The sequence below is a fragment of the Nocardia sp. NRRL S-836 genome (genome assembly GCF_001279525.1).
In the GTDB taxonomy this organism is placed as follows: Bacteria; Actinomycetota; Actinomycetes; order Mycobacteriales; family Pseudonocardiaceae; genus Lentzea.
The window spans coordinates 560517-576303 of record NZ_LGDY01000091.1 but is presented as its reverse complement, the minus strand read 5'-3'; the positions used below and the strand labels follow the sequence as shown (position 1 = coordinate 576303).

The 15787-nt window shown below is 73.0% G+C and carries 16 protein-coding genes; 6 read left to right on the top strand and 10 right to left on the bottom strand.

Annotated elements, in window-relative coordinates; all coding sequences use genetic code 11:
• Window positions 1-150: 150 nt before the first annotated feature.
• On the top strand, window positions 151-1206 hold the full coding sequence (locus ADL03_RS13660) for a pentapeptide repeat-containing protein (RefSeq protein ID WP_197288299.1): 1056 nt from the start codon (window positions 151-153) through the stop codon (window positions 1204-1206).
• 112 nt (window positions 1207-1318) lie between these two features.
• Window positions 1319-1624, top strand: coding sequence for an STAS domain-containing protein (locus tag ADL03_RS13655; RefSeq protein WP_053733727.1), 306 nt, complete (start codon window positions 1319-1321; stop codon window positions 1622-1624).
• 156 nt (window positions 1625-1780) lie between these two features.
• Here ADL03_RS13655 and ADL03_RS13650 read toward each other — a convergent pair whose 3' ends face one another.
• A complete protein-coding gene (locus tag ADL03_RS13650) occupies window positions 1781-2089 on the bottom strand; it encodes a hypothetical protein (protein WP_197288298.1) in 309 nt (102 codons plus the stop codon).
• Between the two features lie 132 nt (window positions 2090-2221).
• Here ADL03_RS13650 and ADL03_RS13645 point away from each other — a divergent pair, with 132 nt between their 5' ends.
• On the top strand, window positions 2222-2464 hold the full coding sequence (locus tag ADL03_RS13645; protein ID WP_053733726.1) for a three-helix bundle dimerization domain-containing protein: 243 nt from the start codon (window positions 2222-2224) through the stop codon (window positions 2462-2464).
• Between the two features lie 33 nt (window positions 2465-2497).
• On the opposite strand, the gene ADL03_RS48385 is transcribed toward ADL03_RS13645, so the two are convergent.
• A complete protein-coding gene (locus ADL03_RS48385) occupies window positions 2498-3685 on the bottom strand; it encodes a glycosyl hydrolase family 28-related protein (protein ID WP_197288297.1) in 1188 nt (395 codons plus the stop codon).
• A gap of 145 nt (window positions 3686-3830) precedes the next feature.
• Window positions 3831-4748, bottom strand: coding sequence for a LysR family transcriptional regulator (locus ADL03_RS13635; protein ID WP_053733724.1), 918 nt, complete (start codon window positions 4746-4748; stop codon window positions 3831-3833).
• A gap of 191 nt (window positions 4749-4939) precedes the next feature.
• Here ADL03_RS13635 and ADL03_RS13630 point away from each other — a divergent pair, with 191 nt between their 5' ends.
• Together ADL03_RS13630 and ADL03_RS13625 are read left to right on the top strand one after the other, a co-directional pair.
• Entirely contained in the window at window positions 4940-5674 is a 735-nt protein-coding gene (locus tag ADL03_RS13630; RefSeq protein WP_053733723.1) for an SDR family oxidoreductase, read from the top strand.
• Window positions 5675-5822: 148 nt separating this feature from the next.
• Window positions 5823-6779, top strand: coding sequence for a zinc-binding dehydrogenase (locus ADL03_RS13625; protein WP_053733722.1), 957 nt, complete (start codon window positions 5823-5825; stop codon window positions 6777-6779).
• 57 nt (window positions 6780-6836) lie between these two features.
• Here the strand turns inward: ADL03_RS13625 and ADL03_RS13620 are convergent, their stop codons facing one another.
• The 5 genes from ADL03_RS13620 to ADL03_RS13600 all read right to left on the bottom strand — a co-directional run bounded on the left by ADL03_RS13620 (window position 6837) and on the right by ADL03_RS13600 (window position 13496).
• On the bottom strand, window positions 6837-7625 hold the full coding sequence (locus ADL03_RS13620; protein WP_053733721.1) for an alpha/beta fold hydrolase: 789 nt from the start codon (window positions 7623-7625) through the stop codon (window positions 6837-6839).
• Between the two features lie 55 nt (window positions 7626-7680).
• Window positions 7681-8895 carry a cytochrome P450 gene (locus ADL03_RS13615; protein WP_053733720.1) on the bottom strand — a complete coding sequence of 405 codons (1215 nt, stop codon included), beginning with the start codon at window positions 8893-8895 and terminating at the stop codon, window positions 7681-7683.
• A gap of 116 nt (window positions 8896-9011) precedes the next feature.
• Window positions 9012-12137, bottom strand: coding sequence for a BTAD domain-containing putative transcriptional regulator (locus ADL03_RS13610; protein WP_053733719.1), 3126 nt, complete (start codon window positions 12135-12137; stop codon window positions 9012-9014).
• A gap of 51 nt (window positions 12138-12188) precedes the next feature.
• Complete coding sequence (locus ADL03_RS13605; RefSeq protein WP_053733718.1) at window positions 12189-13016, bottom strand: DUF4097 family beta strand repeat-containing protein; 828 nt, start codon at window positions 13014-13016, stop codon at window positions 12189-12191.
• A gap of 105 nt (window positions 13017-13121) precedes the next feature.
• Window positions 13122-13496 (bottom strand): helix-turn-helix domain-containing protein, encoded by a 375-nt coding sequence (locus ADL03_RS13600; protein WP_053733717.1) that lies wholly within the window; start codon window positions 13494-13496, stop codon window positions 13122-13124.
• An 88-nt stretch (window positions 13497-13584) separates the two neighbouring features.
• Here ADL03_RS13600 and ADL03_RS13595 point away from each other — a divergent pair, with 88 nt between their 5' ends.
• Window positions 13585-14565 (top strand): zinc-dependent alcohol dehydrogenase family protein, encoded by a 981-nt coding sequence (locus tag ADL03_RS13595; RefSeq protein ID WP_053733716.1) that lies wholly within the window; start codon window positions 13585-13587, stop codon window positions 14563-14565.
• Window positions 14566-14660: 95 nt separating this feature from the next.
• Here the strand turns inward: ADL03_RS13595 and ADL03_RS13590 are convergent, their stop codons facing one another.
• The gene (locus ADL03_RS13590; protein WP_053733715.1) at window positions 14661-15179 is read right to left on the bottom strand and encodes a hypothetical protein; all 519 of its coding nucleotides are present in this window, start codon (window positions 15177-15179) and stop codon (window positions 14661-14663) included.
• Between the two features lie 34 nt (window positions 15180-15213).
• Complete coding sequence (locus tag ADL03_RS13585; RefSeq protein ID WP_157528573.1) at window positions 15214-15783, bottom strand: hypothetical protein; 570 nt, start codon at window positions 15781-15783, stop codon at window positions 15214-15216.
• Window positions 15784-15787: the final 4 nt, after the last annotated feature.

Genomic DNA, 15787 nt, shown 5'->3' with positions numbered 1-15787 from the left:
GCGTGGCGACATGGGCGTTGCGCGGTGAGGCAGCAGCGTTGCGCGGGTGGACCAGCCCGACGCCGTTGCCACGCCGCCATTCCGGCGATTCCGCCCACGTGTCACGACGTTCGCCGTCCGCCTGCGGGCCGGGGCTGCCAACCTTGGCGCATGGATCACCACCTCTCCGGTCGCTCCCGTCAGCCGCGGCCCGCGGGGACGTCCACGCGAGTCGCCCGGCCCGCGTCCCTGCGCTCGCCGACTCGGCGGTCACGCTCCACCCGGTCGTGGAACTGGACGGCGATCGCGTCGGTGATCGCCGCGCTGGCGGCCGCGGCCGGCGTGTACTTCACCGGCCGGTCGCTGGAAGCCACCCGCACGCAGAACGCCATGGCCGAGCAGGCGCAGCTGACCGACCGGTTCACCAAAGCGGTCGACCAGCTCGACCGGGCCGGTGCCGACCACCTCCAGGCCCGTCTGGGCGCGATCTACGGCCTGGAACGCCTGGCCCGCGACTCACCACGCGACCACCCGACCATCGTCGAGGTCCTGTCCGCGTTCATCCGCACGACCACACCGCAACGCACCACCGCGACCGCGAAGACCGCGGCCGTGAACTGCCCCGAGCAGGACGTCGCCGCCGACGTCCAGGCCGCACTCACCGTCCTGGGCCGCCGCGACACCGGCCGCGACCAGACCGCCCGGATCGACCTGCGCGGGAGCTGCCTGCACCGCGCGAACCTCACCCGCGCCGACCTCGCCCAGGCGGACCTCACCGGCGTGGACCTCGCCGAGTCGGACCTCACCGGGGCCAACCTGGTGCGTGCGAACCTCGTGCGCGCGAACCTCACCTGGACGCGGCTCGAAGGCGCGAACCTCTCCGCCGTGGACTCCTACGCCGCCGACTTCAGCAACGCCCTGATGGCCACCGTGAACCTCACCGACGCGGAGCTCAGCGATGTCACCCTCGTCCACGCCTACCTCAACCGCGCGAACCTCACCCACGCCGACCTCTTCGGAGCGAACCTCCGCGAGGTGACCTTGGTCGGCGCGAACCTCACCGACGCGAACCTCGTCGTCGCGGATCTCACGCGAGCGAAACTCATCGGCGCGGACCTCTCCCACGCCGACCTGTTCGGCGCGAACCTCTCCGACGCGGCCCACGACGGCACCACCGTCGTCAGATCGGCTCTGACCAGCGCGAGCACCAAGGGCGCGTGGTGGTGACGAGCCGGCCTCGCGCACGCTCACGGGACAGACCTCCGCGGTACGCCCAGCCATATTCCGGCGATCAGCGGGTAGCCCCTGCCATCACATCCGTGGGTGAGGGCGGTGCATCGTGTTGCGGATCCGGGTCACCGGCACGTCGGCTGCGCAGACCAGGGTCGAGGTGGCCGGGCTGCTGGACGTGACCGGGTCGACGACGCTGCTCACCCACCTGGACCGGCTGATCGACGGCGGGCGCCGCCACCTCGTCGTCGACGTCTCCGGGATCACGTTCTGCGACTCCAGCGGCATCAGCGCGCTGGTCCGCAGCCGTTCCAGGGCGGTGGAGGCGGCGGGGTCGCTGCGGCTGGTCTCGCCCAGCCCGGCGGTGCGGCGCGTCCTGGACATCACCGGCCTGGCGCGCATGTTCGAGCGGTGAAGCCCCGGCCGTCGCCAACCAGACGCTCGCGGCGCCACGGGTCACCACCACGGCCTCCGTGCCCGGCCGGGTTTCCACGCCGGATGACCGCACGTGCACCCGGACGTGTCCTTCACGCCACGAAGCCGTCCGCGGTTCCTCCACACCGGACGGTCGCTACCCGGCGCGGTCCTCCACGATGCCGATCAGCGTCCGGTGGGCCAGGACGGCCATCTCCCGCTCCGTGCCGCGGGCGTGGTCCACGAGGGCGTCGTCCCGCCACACCACCATCGCGACGACCTCCCGCCCGACCGGCGTCAGGCCGACCAGCCAGCGGCGACCGCCCCGCACGACCTGGTGCTCCGCGGTGAGCCACCTGCCGAACTCACCCAGCTCGACCTTCCACCCGGCCGACGTCGCCGCCAGCTCGGCGACCGACCGCGGCGCGGCGCCGACTCCGTCCGGCCCAGGACCTCTGCTGATCACCCGCCCAACCTAACCCCGCCAGATGGCCCACACATCCCCGACTCAGGTGGCCGCCGGTGTGACACCCGGCCGTTTGGGCGGTCGTGACCCAGGGCAACCGAGGTGCGGTCGGACAACCGGGGAGGAAGAGCGATGGCCACGACTCTCAACGGACACAAGGTGCGCGATCCGCACGACCTGCACGCCGAGGTCGAGGCGCAGCTCGACATCGCCGCCGAGGAGGCCACCCGGCGCTGCAAGGGCGAGGCGGACTACCCGTCGGTCCGGCGGGCCGTTTCCGAGGCCTACCACCGGCTGTCGCGGCACGCCAAGTTCCACAACTTCCTGCCGATCCTGGCCGCCAGGGCCGCACACCAGGACCTGTGCGGCCGGTGAACCGAGGCCGGCACCGTCCGGATGAGACGGTGCTCAGGTCTGCTGGATCTCGGCGATCTGGAGGTGCTTGGCGCCCTGCAGGGTGAGCGGGATGTTCAGGTAGTCCGCGCCCGAGCGGGCCATCCAGATCCAGCCCCGCAGGACGTTGTTCGGGTCGTAGACGTGGCAGTCGTGCGTGGTCCAGCCCAGGCTCCTGCTGAAGCCGTTGAACTCCTCGACGTCGAGCAGGTCGATCTTGAGGCTGTCGCCCTCCTTGGCGGCCACGCGGCCGACCTCCCAGTCGACCTGCGAGAGCACCGTCGGGCAGCACTCGACCGTGACCAGGCCGAAGCGCGCGGTGTGCAGGCGCTTGCCGAACGGCGCGAGCCCCACCTTGCACGCGAAGATCACGACGCTGGACGCGTCGGTGTGCTCGCCGAACAGCAGACCGGTGTAGAAGCCGCCGACGTGCACGTCCCGCAGGTAGACCACCGCGTTGTTGCCGCCGCCGGGCAGCACGATCCCGGTCGCCCACGGGATCTTCGGCTCGATCACCGCGGGCAGCGGCGCCGGCGTGCAGACCCGCACGCCCCGCAGCCGGACCTGCGGCGCCCACAACAGGTTCAGGCCGGCCAACGACGGGTTCGACGGCACCTGGACGGCGATGTTCGTGATCGCCACGGCCACCCGGTTGAACCCGCCCCACACGTCACCCTTCGGCGACGCGATGACCGCCGGTGGCATGCCGGTGGACAGGCCGTCCCAGGTGGCGGACACGGTCGACCTCAGCATGGTGCCCGCCGCCGTCTGCTGCCCGTCCGGGATGAACTGCAGCCCCTGCTGGGTGCCCGCACCGGCGAGTTCGACCGTGATCTGCGGCCCGGAGATCCGCACCGGGAACAGCAGCTGGGCGGCCGCGTGGGTGCTGCCCGGCCGCGGGCGCACCGGCGGTGCCGCCAGCCGGTAGGTCCTGGCGTCGAACTCGACGCGCGCGTATCCGTTGGCCCGTGCGGCATAGGCACACGCCGCGTCGATCGCACGCTGGACGGCGGCGGTGTCGTCGGTCCGCCCGTCTCCCCTGGCGCCGAAGTGCGCGACCCGGAAGACGTGCGACCCGGTGGCGGCCTCGGCGGCGGGCGCGGTCGCGGCCAGCAGACCGGCACCACCGGCGGCGGCCGCCCCGGCGCGCAGGAAAAGGCGACGGCTCGCGTGCTCGCCCGCTTCGATCATGGGCGAGAGCATGATCGACATCATCGACCGGCGTCAATTTGTGGCACCACATGGGGTTCCGCCACGCCGAAGGACCACCTCGATGGCTGAACGACCGAAACTTTGCGTAGTTCGCCCGATGTGGTGACGGGCCGGACCGGTACCGGCCCGCAGGTCCTCACCGCTCGCCGGGTCCCTGCCGGAGGTCCGGGGCCACCGCGAGGTGCACGACCTCCCGGAACGCGGCCAGCAGCGGGTTGCGGTCGCCGTCGCGGGTGGCCAGGACGACCTCGGCGGGTTCGACGCCGTCGAGGGCCACGGAGGTCAGGTCCGGCCGCAGGCGGTCGAGGTGCTCACCGGCCGGGACGATGGCGAGCGCCTGCCAGGAGGCGACGAGCTCGACCTTGTCCTCGACGTCCTCGACCAGCGGGCCGTCCGGCGCCGGGCGTCCGTCGGGCCGGGGGTCGATGCGCCAGAAGGCGTTCCACCGCTCGTCGGCCACGCGGGGCAGGGGCTCGTCGGCGAAGTCGGCGACGGTCACGGAGTCCTTGCCGGCCAGGCGGTGGCCGGTGGGAACCATGAGCACGCGGGGTTCCCGGTAGAGGACCGTCACGTCGAGGTCGTCGGTGTCGAACGGCATCCGCGCCAGCACCACGTCCACCTGGCGGTCGAGCAGGGCGGTGCGCGCCCGGTTCCAGCCGAGGTGCCGGGTCCGCACGTCGGCCTCGGGGTGGCGGCGGCGCAGCTCGGCCACGGCCTGGGTCACGACCAGGTTCGTGGTGTAGCCGACGGCGATGCGGGGTGCGCGGGTCGCGGCACGGGTGAGTGCCACGGCCTGTTCCGCTGAGCGCAGCAGTGTTCTGGCCAGCGGGAGGAACACCTCGCCCGCCTCGGTGAGGTCGGTGCCGCGCGGGGTGCGGTCGAGCAGCCCGACGCCCAGCTCCCGTTCGAGCCGGCGGATCTGCCGGCTCAGCGCGGGTTGCGTGGTGTGCAGCGCGGCGGCGGCGCGGCCGAAGTGCCGGTGCTCGGCGACGGCGGTGAAGCTGCGCACCAGCCGGAGGTCCAGGTCCACCGGGGGCAGCGACGCGCGGTGCATCCTGCGAGCCTAACCGGCTGGGGCGAGCGGCCCGCGGTGATGCGGAGCCCAACCCGGCGGGCGAGCGGCCTGCGGTGATGCGCGGGCGGCATGCGCCGATGTGAATCTTTCATTGGCGTGGCAGCGGGATCCGCGCCCAGAGTGGGGTCAGCGCGGGTCCGGAGGGGATCCGCCCACCGACTGGAGTTCCCATGCCCGCACCCACCGCCCTGATCACCGGCGGAACCAGCGGCATCGGCAAGGCGACGGCCGAGCTGCTGCACGAGCGAGGCCACCGGGTGGTGGTGACCGGCCGGAACCCCGACACCCTCGCGGCCGCGCGGAAATCGCTTCCCGCGGACGTGGTCGTGCTGCGGGCGGACGCGCGTTCCGTGGCGGACGCCGACCGGGTCGCGCAGGAGGTGCGCACGCGCTTCGGCTCGCTCAGCACCCTGTTCCTCAACGCCGGGATCAGCCGCGCGGCACCGGTCGGGGCGGTCGACGAGGCCACGTTCGACGAGCTGATGGACACCAACGCCAAGGGGCAGTTCTTCACCCTGCAACACGCCCTCCCGCTGCTGACCGACGGGGCGTCGGTCGTCTTCACCGTCGGCATCGGCGCGACCCGCGGGCTGGCGGGCGGAAGCGTCACCGCCGCCAGCCGGGGTGCGCTGCTCGCGATGGTCCCCTCACTGGCCGTCGAACTGGCGCCGCGGCGGATCCGCGTCAACGCGGTGAGCCCGGGAGCCGTCGACACGCCCATCTGGGCCAAGGCCGGCATGCCACCGGAGGTGGTCACCGAGCACGTCGCCGCCCGGATCCCCTTCGGACGGCTCGGCACCGCCCGTGAGGTGGCCGAGGTCGTCGCCTTCCTGGCGTCCGACGCCGCGAGCTACATCACCGGCGAGAACATCACCGTCGCGGGAGGCAGCGGAGTCGCGGCGTGACGGTGCCGTCGTGGCTCGCGCAACGCCACCGGCCGCCCCGGCAACGGCGCAGGCGAGGCAAAAAGCCGGTCGTGCTCTCACATCGCGTTAACCGGACGGGTGCGTCCGTTAACGTCGGCCAAGAACCCGGCAGAAAGCGGAGGACCTGGTGAAAGCCGTTGTGGTGCAAGAGTTCGGTGGCCCGGAAGGCCTGGCGGTGGTCGACCTGCCGGCGCCGGAACCCGTGCCGGGCACGGTGGTGGTGACCACCGAGGCGGCCGGAGTGGGCGGTGTGGACGCGCTGGTCCGCAGTGGCGCGCTGGCCGCCTTCGGTTTCGCCACCGGCCACGTGCTGGGCGGCGAGGTCGCCGGTGTGGTGTCGGCGGCCGGCGAGGGCGTGGACCCCGCGTGGCTCGGAAAGCGCGTGTGGGGCATGACGGGTGCCGGTGGCGGTTACGCCGAGCAGGCGCTGGTCGCGGCGGACCTGCTCGTGGAGCTGCCCGGGGAGACCTCCGCCGTCGACGCCGTGACGCTGGGCGGGTCGGGGGTGGTGGCCCACTTCGCGTTGCGCCAGGTGCACCTCGCGGCGGGCGAGGCGGTGCTGGTGCGGGGCGCGGGCGGCGGTCTGGGGGTGATGGCGGTGCAGCTCGCCGCTCGGGCGGGTGCCGCCTCGATCACGGCCACGACCTCCTCACCCGACCGCGGGCAGCGGCTGCGCGAGCTCGGTGCCACCCACCTGCTGGACCGCTCCGGTGCGGGCGAGCGGCCGGACGGGTTCGACGTCGTCATCGACGTCGTCGGCGGCACCGGTGTGCCGGCACTGCTCACGTGGCTGAACCCGAACGGGCGGCTCGTGTCGATCGGCGCGGTCGGCGGCATGCCGGAAGGGGACCTCGGCGCGGTGCTGTACCGGCACTTCCAGCGGTCGCTGTCGGTGTCGACCTTCAGCGCGGACACGGTGCCCGCGGCGGCCAAGGGCGCGGTGGCGGCGGAGCTGTTCGCCGCCACCGCACGCGGTGAGCTGACCTCCGTGGTGCACGAGGTGCTGCCGCTGGCCGAGGCCTCGAAGGCACACCGGGCACTCGCGGCCGGAGAGGTGTTCGGCCGGGTCGCGCTGGTCGTCTGACCCCGACGGCGTGTCACACCGCGGCGGGCGTGACGCCTGGTCCGGGAGCACGTGGCGTCAGCCGGCGGTGTGGCCCTGGTGGACGGTCAGCTCGCGCACGGCCTGCGCGACGGCCGGGGAGTCGTTGCGCAGGATCTTGCTGTGGTTGCTGGCGACCTTGGCGCTCAGCACGACGTTCGGATTGGCGGCGAGCACCTCGTCGAGCACCTTCCTGCCGTCCTCCATCTCCCCCGCCTCACTGCCCAGGCTGTCACCGGTGGCCAGGACGAACCGCACCGGCCGGGTCACGCGGCTCAGCACCGGCACGCTGGCGGCGGAGATCTCGTTGAGCTCGATGTTGACGTCGGCGTGCTCGTCGGCGCTCATCCGCGCGCCGAGGCCGAGCCGCGCGGCGATCGGCAGCACCAGCCGGTAGCCGCGGAAGAGCTTGCGGATCCGCTCCCGGCCCGCCTCCCCGGTCAGGCCGACGGGGAACGCGTCGACGGTCACCACACCGGCGACCCGGTCGGGGTGCCGGTCGGCCCAGTGCCAGGCGAGGACACCGCCGTAGGACCAGCCGACCAGCAGCGGCTGCTCCACGCCCCTGGCGGTGAGGACGGCGTCGAGGTCGCGCAGGCAGGCCTCGAACGAGTAGTCCGCGGAACGCCGGGACCTGCCGCGGGCCCGCTCGTCGTAGGTGATGTGGCGGTAGTCGTCGCCGAGCTCGGCGATGACGCGCTTCCAGTGCTTCTGGTCGGCGTAGGCGCCGTTGAGGTAGACCACGGGACGGCCGGTGCCGCCGGTGTCGCGGACGAACAGCTCGGTGTCGTCGACGGGCAGCATTCCGGTCCATGCGGACGAGCTCATGGCGTTTCTCCTCAGTGGACTGCAGTGGATTGATGTGTCCGGAGTGGACGATGCGTCAGGCCCAGGTGACGGGGAGCTCGTGGACGCCGTAGACGTGCGTGGTGGTCCGGAGCTTCACCTCGTCGGCCGGGATGGCGAGGGCGAGGGTGGGGAAGCGGCGCAGCAGTCCGGCGAAACCGGCGCGCATCTCGATGCGGGCCAGCTGCTGGCCGAGGCACTGGTGGATGCCGTGCCCGAACGCCACCTGGCCGCGGACCTCGCGCCGCACGTCCAGGACGTCGGGGTGCTCGAACTTCCGCGGGTCGCGGTTGGCCGCGAGCAGCGACACGACGACGGTGGAGCCCGCGGGGATGGTCTCGCCGCCGAGCTCGACGTCCTCGGTGGCGTAGCGGTAGAAGATGTCGGCGACGGACAGGTAGCGCAGGAGCTCCTCGACCGCGCCGGGCATCAGTGCCGGGTCCGACCGCAGCCGGGCCAGCGCCTCGGGGTGCTCCAGCAACGCGAAGGTGCCCAGCGCCAGCATGTTCGCGGTCGTCTCGTGCCCGGCGAGCAGCAGCAGGAAGCCCATGCCGGACAGTTCCTCGATGGTGAGGTCCTCGTCGCGGGCGAGGTCGGACAGGATGTCGTCGCCGGGGTCGGCGCGCTTGCCCGTGACCAGCTGGGCCAGGTACCCGAACATGGCACCGAACGCCGCCATCTTGTCTTCGAGGCCGATGTCGCGTTCCATGAACCGGGCGGAGTTGGCCTGGAAGCTCGCGCGGTCCTCGTAGGGGACGCCGAGCAGCGCGCAGATCACCAGTGAGGGCACCGGGAGAGCGAACTCGGCGACCAGGTCGACCGGCGGTGTGAGCGTCGCGAGCGCGTCGAGCTGCTGCTCGGTGATCGCGACGATCTGGTCTTCGAGCTGCTTCATCCGCTTGACCGTGAACGCGCCGGTCAGCTTGCGTCGCAACCGGGTGTGGTCCGGCGCGTCCATGCTGATGAACAGGCCCGGCACCTGCGGGGACGGTTCGGTGGCGGCCGGCATGCCGGGCGTCTCGTACGGCACGTGGAGCACGCCGATGTCCTGGCGGTTGCTGAACCTGGCGTCGGCCATGACCTGGCGCACCGCCTCGTAGCCGGTGACCAGCCAGCCCTCGTGACCGTCCGGGAACGCCAGCGGACTGACGGGGCGGGTCTCGCGCAGCCGGGTGATCCGGCTGGGCGGGTCGAACGGTCCCGCGTCGCGCTCCACCGGCAGGCCCTGCGGGACGGAAGCCTTCTGGCTCATCGGATTCCCTTCGTGGTGGTGTGTTGCCACCACTGTTTCCGATCACCCGGACACCGGGCTGACACGGCGCTGACACGGCGGGAACCGGCGGCGCGATCGCTGTCAGTGCGGCCGGTTCACGCCCCGAGCGTGGCCGTGACCAGCGCGTTCCAGTCCGCCGCGGCACCCTGCAGCGCCGCGGCGTCGAACGCGGCGTCGCCGAGGTGACGCCGTGCGGCCTGCTCGATCCGCGCCAGGTCCGGGTTGGACCGGTCGGCCAGGCCGAGCACGCCCGCGCTCGCCGCCAGCAGCCGCGCGGCCTGCTCGTGCTCCTCCCGGCGCAGCGCCAGGTCCGCGACCCCGACGAGCATCTGCGCGATCACGGGCGCGTGTCCCGTCTCGGCCGCTGCCCGGCACGCCGCCGCCCGGTGCTCTGCGGCCTCGGTGAGGTCGTCGGCGAAGTAGGCGCGCAGGTCGTGGGTGGCCGCGCGGACGTGTGGTTGCAGCGCCTCTTCTCCCAGCGCCCCGGCCGCGACGGCGAGCTGCTCGAACGCCTCCCGCGCGTTGCCGTTCCACCGGGCCAGCTCGGCTTTGGCCAGCGCGAGGGCGGCCACGGTGCCCGGCCAGGTGATCCCGTCGGCACGGTGCTCCGCCTCGGCCACGGCCGCGGCGCACGCGTCCTTGTCGCCCATGAGCCAGTACAGCCGTGCCTGGCGCACGCGCATCTGCACGACGTCGTCGACGGCGCCGAGCTCGGTGACGACCGCGATCGCCTGGTCGAAGTGCTCGCACGCCTCGGTGAGCTCACCGCGCATTGCGACGCGATCGGCCAGTTCGGTCTGCGCGAAGGAGATCCCGAACCGCTCGCCGAGCACCCGGAACTCGACCAGCGACTCCTCGAACCACGACTCGGCGTCCTCGCCGTGGCCGAGCATGATCCGCATCTTGCCGATCTGCAGCCGGGACAGCGCGCGCACCCACGGGTCCTCGTCGGCGAGCAGCGACTCCCACGCGGGCAGAACGGTGTCCGGCTCCCGCAGCAGGTGTTCGAGCGGCACGACCAGCCGCAGGCCGGGGTGGTGGTGCCGGTTGGCGCGGCCGAACTCGTAGGCGCGGTGGATCCACTCCGCGGCCTCGGGAACGTCACCGGGGCCGGAGGTCACGAACATCGAGGTGAGCGCGTACACGACGGCGCGGATCTCGTCGGGCACGTCGCCGGGCGTGCGGATGGCGGCGCTGATCAGCTCCATGCCCTCCGCCTTGCGGCCGACGAGCCACCAGTACCAGGCGGCGGCCGCGGCGAGCCGCATCGCCGCGTGCGCCTCACCGGCCGCGAGCGCGCCGCGCATCGCCGACGCGATGTTGTCGTGCTCCGCCCTGAGCACGGCGAGCCACTCCAGCTGGTCGGCGCGGCGCAGGTGCGGGTCCGCGGTCTCGGCGAGCTCGGTGAAGGACGCCAGGTGCGCCTGCCGCGCGAGCTCCGACTCCCCCGCCTCGGCAAGGCGGTGCGCGCTGTACTCCTTGATCGTGCCGAGCATCCGGTAGCGCGGTTCGCCGTCACCGGCCGCGACCAGCAGCGACTTCTCGGTCAGCGCGGTGAGCAGGTCGAGGACCTCGTACCGGGACACGAGCTCGCCCGCGCAGACCCGTTCGGCCGCCGCCAGGCTCGCACCGCCGGCGAACACCGACAGCCTGCGCAGCACCACCCGTTCGGCGTCGGTCAGCAGCTCCCAGCTCCAGTCGACCATCGCGCGCAACGTCCGGTGCCGGGGCAGCGCGGTGCGGCTGCCGCCGGTCAGCAGCCGGAACCGGTCGTCCAGCCGGTCGGCGAGCTGGTCGATGGACATGGTGCGCAACCGGGCCGCGGCCAGCTCGATCGCGAGCGGCATCCCGTCCAGGGCACGGCAGACCCGTGCCATCGTCGCCAGGGTCGCGGCGTCGACGGTGAGGTCGCTGCGCACGGCGACGGCCCGGTCGATCAGCAGCCGCACGGCCGGTGAGGACTCGGCGCCATCGCGTTCCCCCGGCAGGGCAAGGGGTTCGACGGACCACAGCGCCTCGCCGGTGATGCCGAGCGGTTCCCTGCTCGTGGCCAGGATCCGCAGCCTCGGGCACTCGCCGAGCAGGCGGTGGGCGAGCACGGCCGCGCGTTCGACCACGTGCTCGCAGTTGTCCAGGACCAGCACCGTCTCCCGGTCGCGCAGCGCGGTGACGAGCCGGTCGGCCGGCTCCAGGTTCGACGCCTCACCGAGCAGCGCGTCCCGCAGGTCCAAACTCGACAACGCCGCCTGCGCCACGTCCGCGTCCGGGCTGATCGCGGCCAGCTCCACCAGCCACGCCCCGTCCGGCAGGTCGCCGAGCAGCGTGCGGGCGGTTTCCGTCGCCAGCCTGGTCTTCCCGGAGCCGCCGGGGCCGGTCAGGGTGGTGAGCCGGTGGCCGGCGACGAGCGCCCTGACCGCGGTGACGTCGGCCTCCTTGCCGACGTAGCTGGTCAGCTCGGCGCGCAGGTTGGTCTTGCGGTTCTCCTGGCGCCGCCCCACCTCGCCGCGCAGCAGCGCGAGGTGCAACGCCGACAGCTGGGGCGACGGGTCGACGCCCAGCTCGTCGGCCAGGACCTCCCGCGTGTGCTGGTAGGCGAGCAGCGCCTCGTTGGTGCGGCCCGCGGCGACCAGCGCCCGCATCAGCGCCCCGACCAGCTTCTCCCGCACCGGGTGCGCGGCCACCAGGTCGGTGAGCTCGCCGACCAGGTCCTGGCCGTGGCCCAGCCCGGCCTCGGCGTCGAACCGCTCCTCCAGCGCGGTGAGGCGCAGCGCCTCCAGCCGGGTGGCGGCCGCGTCGAACGCCTCGCTGTCCTGCAGCCCGATGTCCTGCATCGCCGGGCCGCGCCACAACGCGAGGGCGTCACGGAGCCGTTGCACCCGCAGTGACCCTTCGTCGGCGCGTGCCTGGGCTGCGAGCCGTTCGAACCGCACGGCGTCCACGGCGTTGGGATCGACCTTCAGGCGGTAGCCGTCGGTGAGCCCCTCGACCGACGCGTCCGGAAGTGCCTTGCGCAACCGGGAGACCAAGCGCTGCAAGGCGTTCGCCGCGTCAGCGGGCGGTTGCTCGCCCCAGATCCAGTCGACGAGCGCGGCCTTCGGGATCACCTGGGCCGGGCTGAGCGCCAACGCGGCCAGCAACCCGCGCAGGCGCGCGCCCGGCACGTCGGCGAGCGTGCCGTCGTTCGCACGAACCTCGAACGGGCCCAGGATCTTGATCTCCACCTGCGTGATCCTGCCATTCGGGTGACCGGGCCGGCGCCACCCTTGCCGGGCTCAGGCCGCGGCGCGGTGGATGACGATGTCGTCGAGCCGCGTGCGGGCGTAGATCACGACGGCGGTGCCGGGCTCGTCCTGCGCGGGCAGGGAGCTGCGCACCGATCCCTTCGTGCTCTTGGCGTCCACCTCGGCGCCGACGCCCTCGCCGACACCGACCTCGATGCCCCCGGAGGCGTTCATCAGCTCCAACCGGCCGCGCGTGACCCGGCCGATGCGGATGGGGCAGTCGGCCGCCCTGGCGACGACGCCACCGTCGGCCCGGTCCACGTCGAAGCTGCCGCTCGAACCGCCCAGGTCGACGTCGGAGCGGGCGTGGCCGATCCACACCTCGCCGGTCGTGCCCTGGTACCGAACGGCACCCCCGGCCTCGCCGATCCGCACACCGGCCGAGCCGCCCTCGATCACCGCGGTCCCGGCGACGTGCCCGACCGCGAGGCCACCCCCGCCGAGGTTGCCCCGCAGCGTCGCGACGCGGTCGAGCCGCACCTGGCCGGACCCGGTGTTGACCTCGCAGTCGCCGAGCGGCCCGTCGGCCAGCACCTCGGTCCACGCCGTGTTCAGCACCAGCCTGGAACCGGCGGGCAGCTCGATCGTGATGTCGACGGAGCCGGCCTGGGCGCCGGACCTGGTCGTCTTGACGGCGAGGACACCGCAGGAGAAGTCCACCTTGGTCTTCTCGGCGACCTTCACGTCGGTGGGGTTGGCACCGTCGACCGGGCTGACCCGGACCACCGTGTCCGTGCGCTCGCTCGCGGCGATCCGCACACGGGCTCCCGCAGTGGTCAGCATGGCGGTGATGGGCTGCGGCGTGGTGAACGTGGACATGTCGTGTCTCCCCTGTCTTCGGCCTTCGTGGCTGTTGGGGACCACTGTGGCCAGCGGGCCGGACACGCGGCTGTCACGGCGCTGACATCACCGGCACGACCGGTGTCAGGGCCGTGCGCCCTCGCCGCGGGCGGACGCCGCCTCCAGGAAGTCGGCGACGGCACCGCCGTGGTCCCGCGCCCAGTTCGTGAGCACCTCGATGGGCTCGACGAGCGTCTGGCCGAGTTCGGTGAGGCTGTAGCGAACCCGTTTCGGCGCCTCGGCGTGCCGTTCGACCAGCCCGTACTGCTGGAGGCGGCGCAGCGTCTGCGTGAGGACCTTGCGGGAGATGCCGCCGATGAGCTCGGCGAGCTCGCCGTGCCGGTGCGGCCGTTGGCTGAGACCGAAGAGCACGAGCACGGCCCACTTGTCGGAGATGATCTCGACCGCCAGCCGCGTGGGGCAGTCGGCGAGGAAGACGTGGCCGGCCGGGTTCCGCATGGCGGCCGAAGGTACCAGGAGGTACCTCAGCGCTTCGTAACGTCGTCCGCGAGCACTGGAACAGCACCGATTGCGGAGGAACCACCCCATGTCACGAGTTGTCGTGTTCGACGAGTTCGGCGGGCCGGACGTGCTGCGCGTCGTCGACGAACCGGTCACCGAACCCGCCTCCGGCGAGGTGCGCGTCCGGGTCGAGGCGTTCGCGGTCAACCCGCTCGACCGGATGATGCGCTCCGGCGCCATGCCGTCGACCGTCCACTTGCCACACTCCCGCCTCGGCGTCGAGGGCACCGGTGTCGTGGACGCGGTGGGCGCCGGGGTCACCGCGCTGGCGATCGGCGACCCGGTGATCCTCGCGGCCGTTCCGGACGCGAGCGCCAGGGGCAGCCACGCCGAGCACATCACGGTCCCGGCCGAGCGGGTGATCGCCCGGCCGGCCGGACTGGACGTCACCGAGGCGGCGGCGGTCTGGGTCGCGTTCTCGACGGCCTACGGCGCGCTGGTCGAGAAGGCCGGGATGCGACCGGGCGACCACGTCCTCGTCACCGCCGCGTCCGGCGCCGTCGGCCGCGCGGCGCTGCAGATCGCCCGCCACGTCGGCGCCGTGCCCATCGCCGTCACCCGGCACAGCGGCAAGGCGGACGACCTGGTCGCCGCCGGCGCCGCCGCGGTCATCGCCACGGACCGCGCGGACCTCGCCGAGGCCGTCCACCACCACACCGCAGGCACCGGCGCCGACATCGTCCTCGACCTCGTCATGGGCCCCGGCCAGCCCAACCTGCTGAGGGCGGCCCGCCCCGGCGCGACGCTGGTCGCCGCGGGCTTCCTGGACCCGCGGCCCACGCCCTTCCCGGCGACCGCCGGTGTGACGGTCCACAGCTACCGGAGCTTCGAGCACACCCTCGACCCCGCTGTGGTGCGGCGCATGGCGGCGTTCCTGACCGCGGGGGTGCGCCTCGGCACCCTGCGGCCCGCGATCGACCGGGTCTTCACCCTCGCCGATGTCGCCGGCGCACACCACCACCTCGACCAGGGGCTGCACGCCGGGAAGGTCGTCGTCACGGTGTAGGGCCGTGCTCCTGCGCGGGCACGACCCGGTCCCGGGCGCGCTTCACCGGCGGGATCTTGAAGCACGCTCTGCCCGCGGCGCGGCCGCGCGGACCGTCACCCGGCCAGGCCGCGCCGTTCGGGAGCGAGGAGCGCCAGGACGGCCGCGGTCTTCGCCGGGTCGAGGAAGCGCAGGCCCATGAAGTTGTCCCCGGCGGTGAACCCCGGCAACGCCCACACCTCCTCGTAGGGGATGTGGGTGGGCCGATAGCCGCGCAGGCTGTAGACGTTGCTCCACACGCACTTGCCGGGATCGGGGTTCCACAGGCGCCGCGCGAGGGCGGGGTTGCGGAAGCTGTGCCCGACCTCGCCGATCGCCAGGACGTGCTTGCGCCCGGTGAGCAGCACGACGTCGCCGGTCGTGACGGTGTCCATCCGCTTGTCGTGCTTGGCCGTGGCACCCCAGAACCGCGCGCTGCCGGTGGGGTGCAGGGCGTTCAGCCGGGTCAGGTCCGCCGGGTCCACCAGACCGGCGTAGTCCGCCGCGCGGAACGGCACCGCCTGGTCGAGGGTGGTCGCCCCGTACCTGCGTGCCTCCGGGGTGCCGTAGGACGGCTGGATGAAGACCTGGACCACGGCCCCACCATACCCACGTCCCGTCACCGTCGAGTCAGGACGGGATCCGGTGGTCCACCGCGACCCAGTTCGTCTCCCACGTCGTCCCGCCGTCGCCCGAGAACGCCTGCTCGAACCTGGCCCGGTCCGGCCCCTGCCGGAAGACCAGGAACCGCACCTTGATCGGGCGGCCACCGAGCTGGTCGTCGCCGTAGAACGCCCCCACGCCGTCGTGGAACCCGCCGTGCACCGACGGCGTGAGCAACCCGTCGCGCATGTTGACGAAGGTCAGGCTCCACCGCTGCGCCGGAGCCTCGTACAGCCGGAGGTTGAGCCCGTCGATCCGCCCGGCGGTTCCCGAGACCTTGAGCTCGACGACGTTCGCCCGCCGGTCCAGAAGCCCGCGCACGACACTGGTGCCGGCGAAGTCGAGCCACTCGTCCGCGGACTCCGAGAGCGGCTCGGCGAGCACGCGCACCGACGTCCGCCAGCTGCCGATCTCCCAGTCGAAGTCCCGTTGTGCGTCAGCGGCCGCCGTTACCGACGCGCCACCCGACGCGGCGGTTGCGATGAGGGTCAGCGCCGAAAGAACGGCGACCAGGATGCGTTTGTGTGACACGGTCATGGCC

Bases quoted from the DNA above. Each gene is read 5' to 3' on its own strand.
- ADL03_RS13645 (WP_053733726.1), top strand. From the start codon at position 2,222: ATGGCCACGACTCTCAACGGACACAAGGTGCGCGATCCGCACGACCTG.
- ADL03_RS13585 (WP_157528573.1), bottom strand. From the start codon at position 15,783: ATGACCGTGTCACACAAACGCATCCTGGTCGCCGTTCTTTCGGCGCTG.
- ADL03_RS13595 (WP_053733716.1), top strand. From the start codon at position 13,585: ATGTCACGAGTTGTCGTGTTCGACGAGTTCGGCGGGCCGGACGTGCTG.
- ADL03_RS13620 (WP_053733721.1), bottom strand. From the start codon at position 7,625: ATGAGCTCGTCCGCATGGACCGGAATGCTGCCCGTCGACGACACCGAG.
- ADL03_RS13635 (WP_053733724.1), bottom strand. From the start codon at position 4,748: ATGCACCGCGCGTCGCTGCCCCCGGTGGACCTGGACCTCCGGCTGGTG.
- ADL03_RS48385 (WP_197288297.1), bottom strand. From the start codon at position 3,685: ATGCTCTCGCCCATGATCGAAGCGGGCGAGCACGCGAGCCGTCGCCTT.
- ADL03_RS13615 (WP_053733720.1), bottom strand. From the start codon at position 8,895: ATGAGCCAGAAGGCTTCCGTCCCGCAGGGCCTGCCGGTGGAGCGCGAC.
- ADL03_RS13660 (WP_197288299.1), top strand. From the start codon at position 151: ATGGATCACCACCTCTCCGGTCGCTCCCGTCAGCCGCGGCCCGCGGGG.
- ADL03_RS13600 (WP_053733717.1), bottom strand. From the start codon at position 13,496: ATGCGGAACCCGGCCGGCCACGTCTTCCTCGCCGACTGCCCCACGCGG.
- ADL03_RS13605 (WP_053733718.1), bottom strand. From the start codon at position 13,016: ATGTCCACGTTCACCACGCCGCAGCCCATCACCGCCATGCTGACCACT.
- ADL03_RS13630 (WP_053733723.1), top strand. From the start codon at position 4,940: ATGCCCGCACCCACCGCCCTGATCACCGGCGGAACCAGCGGCATCGGC.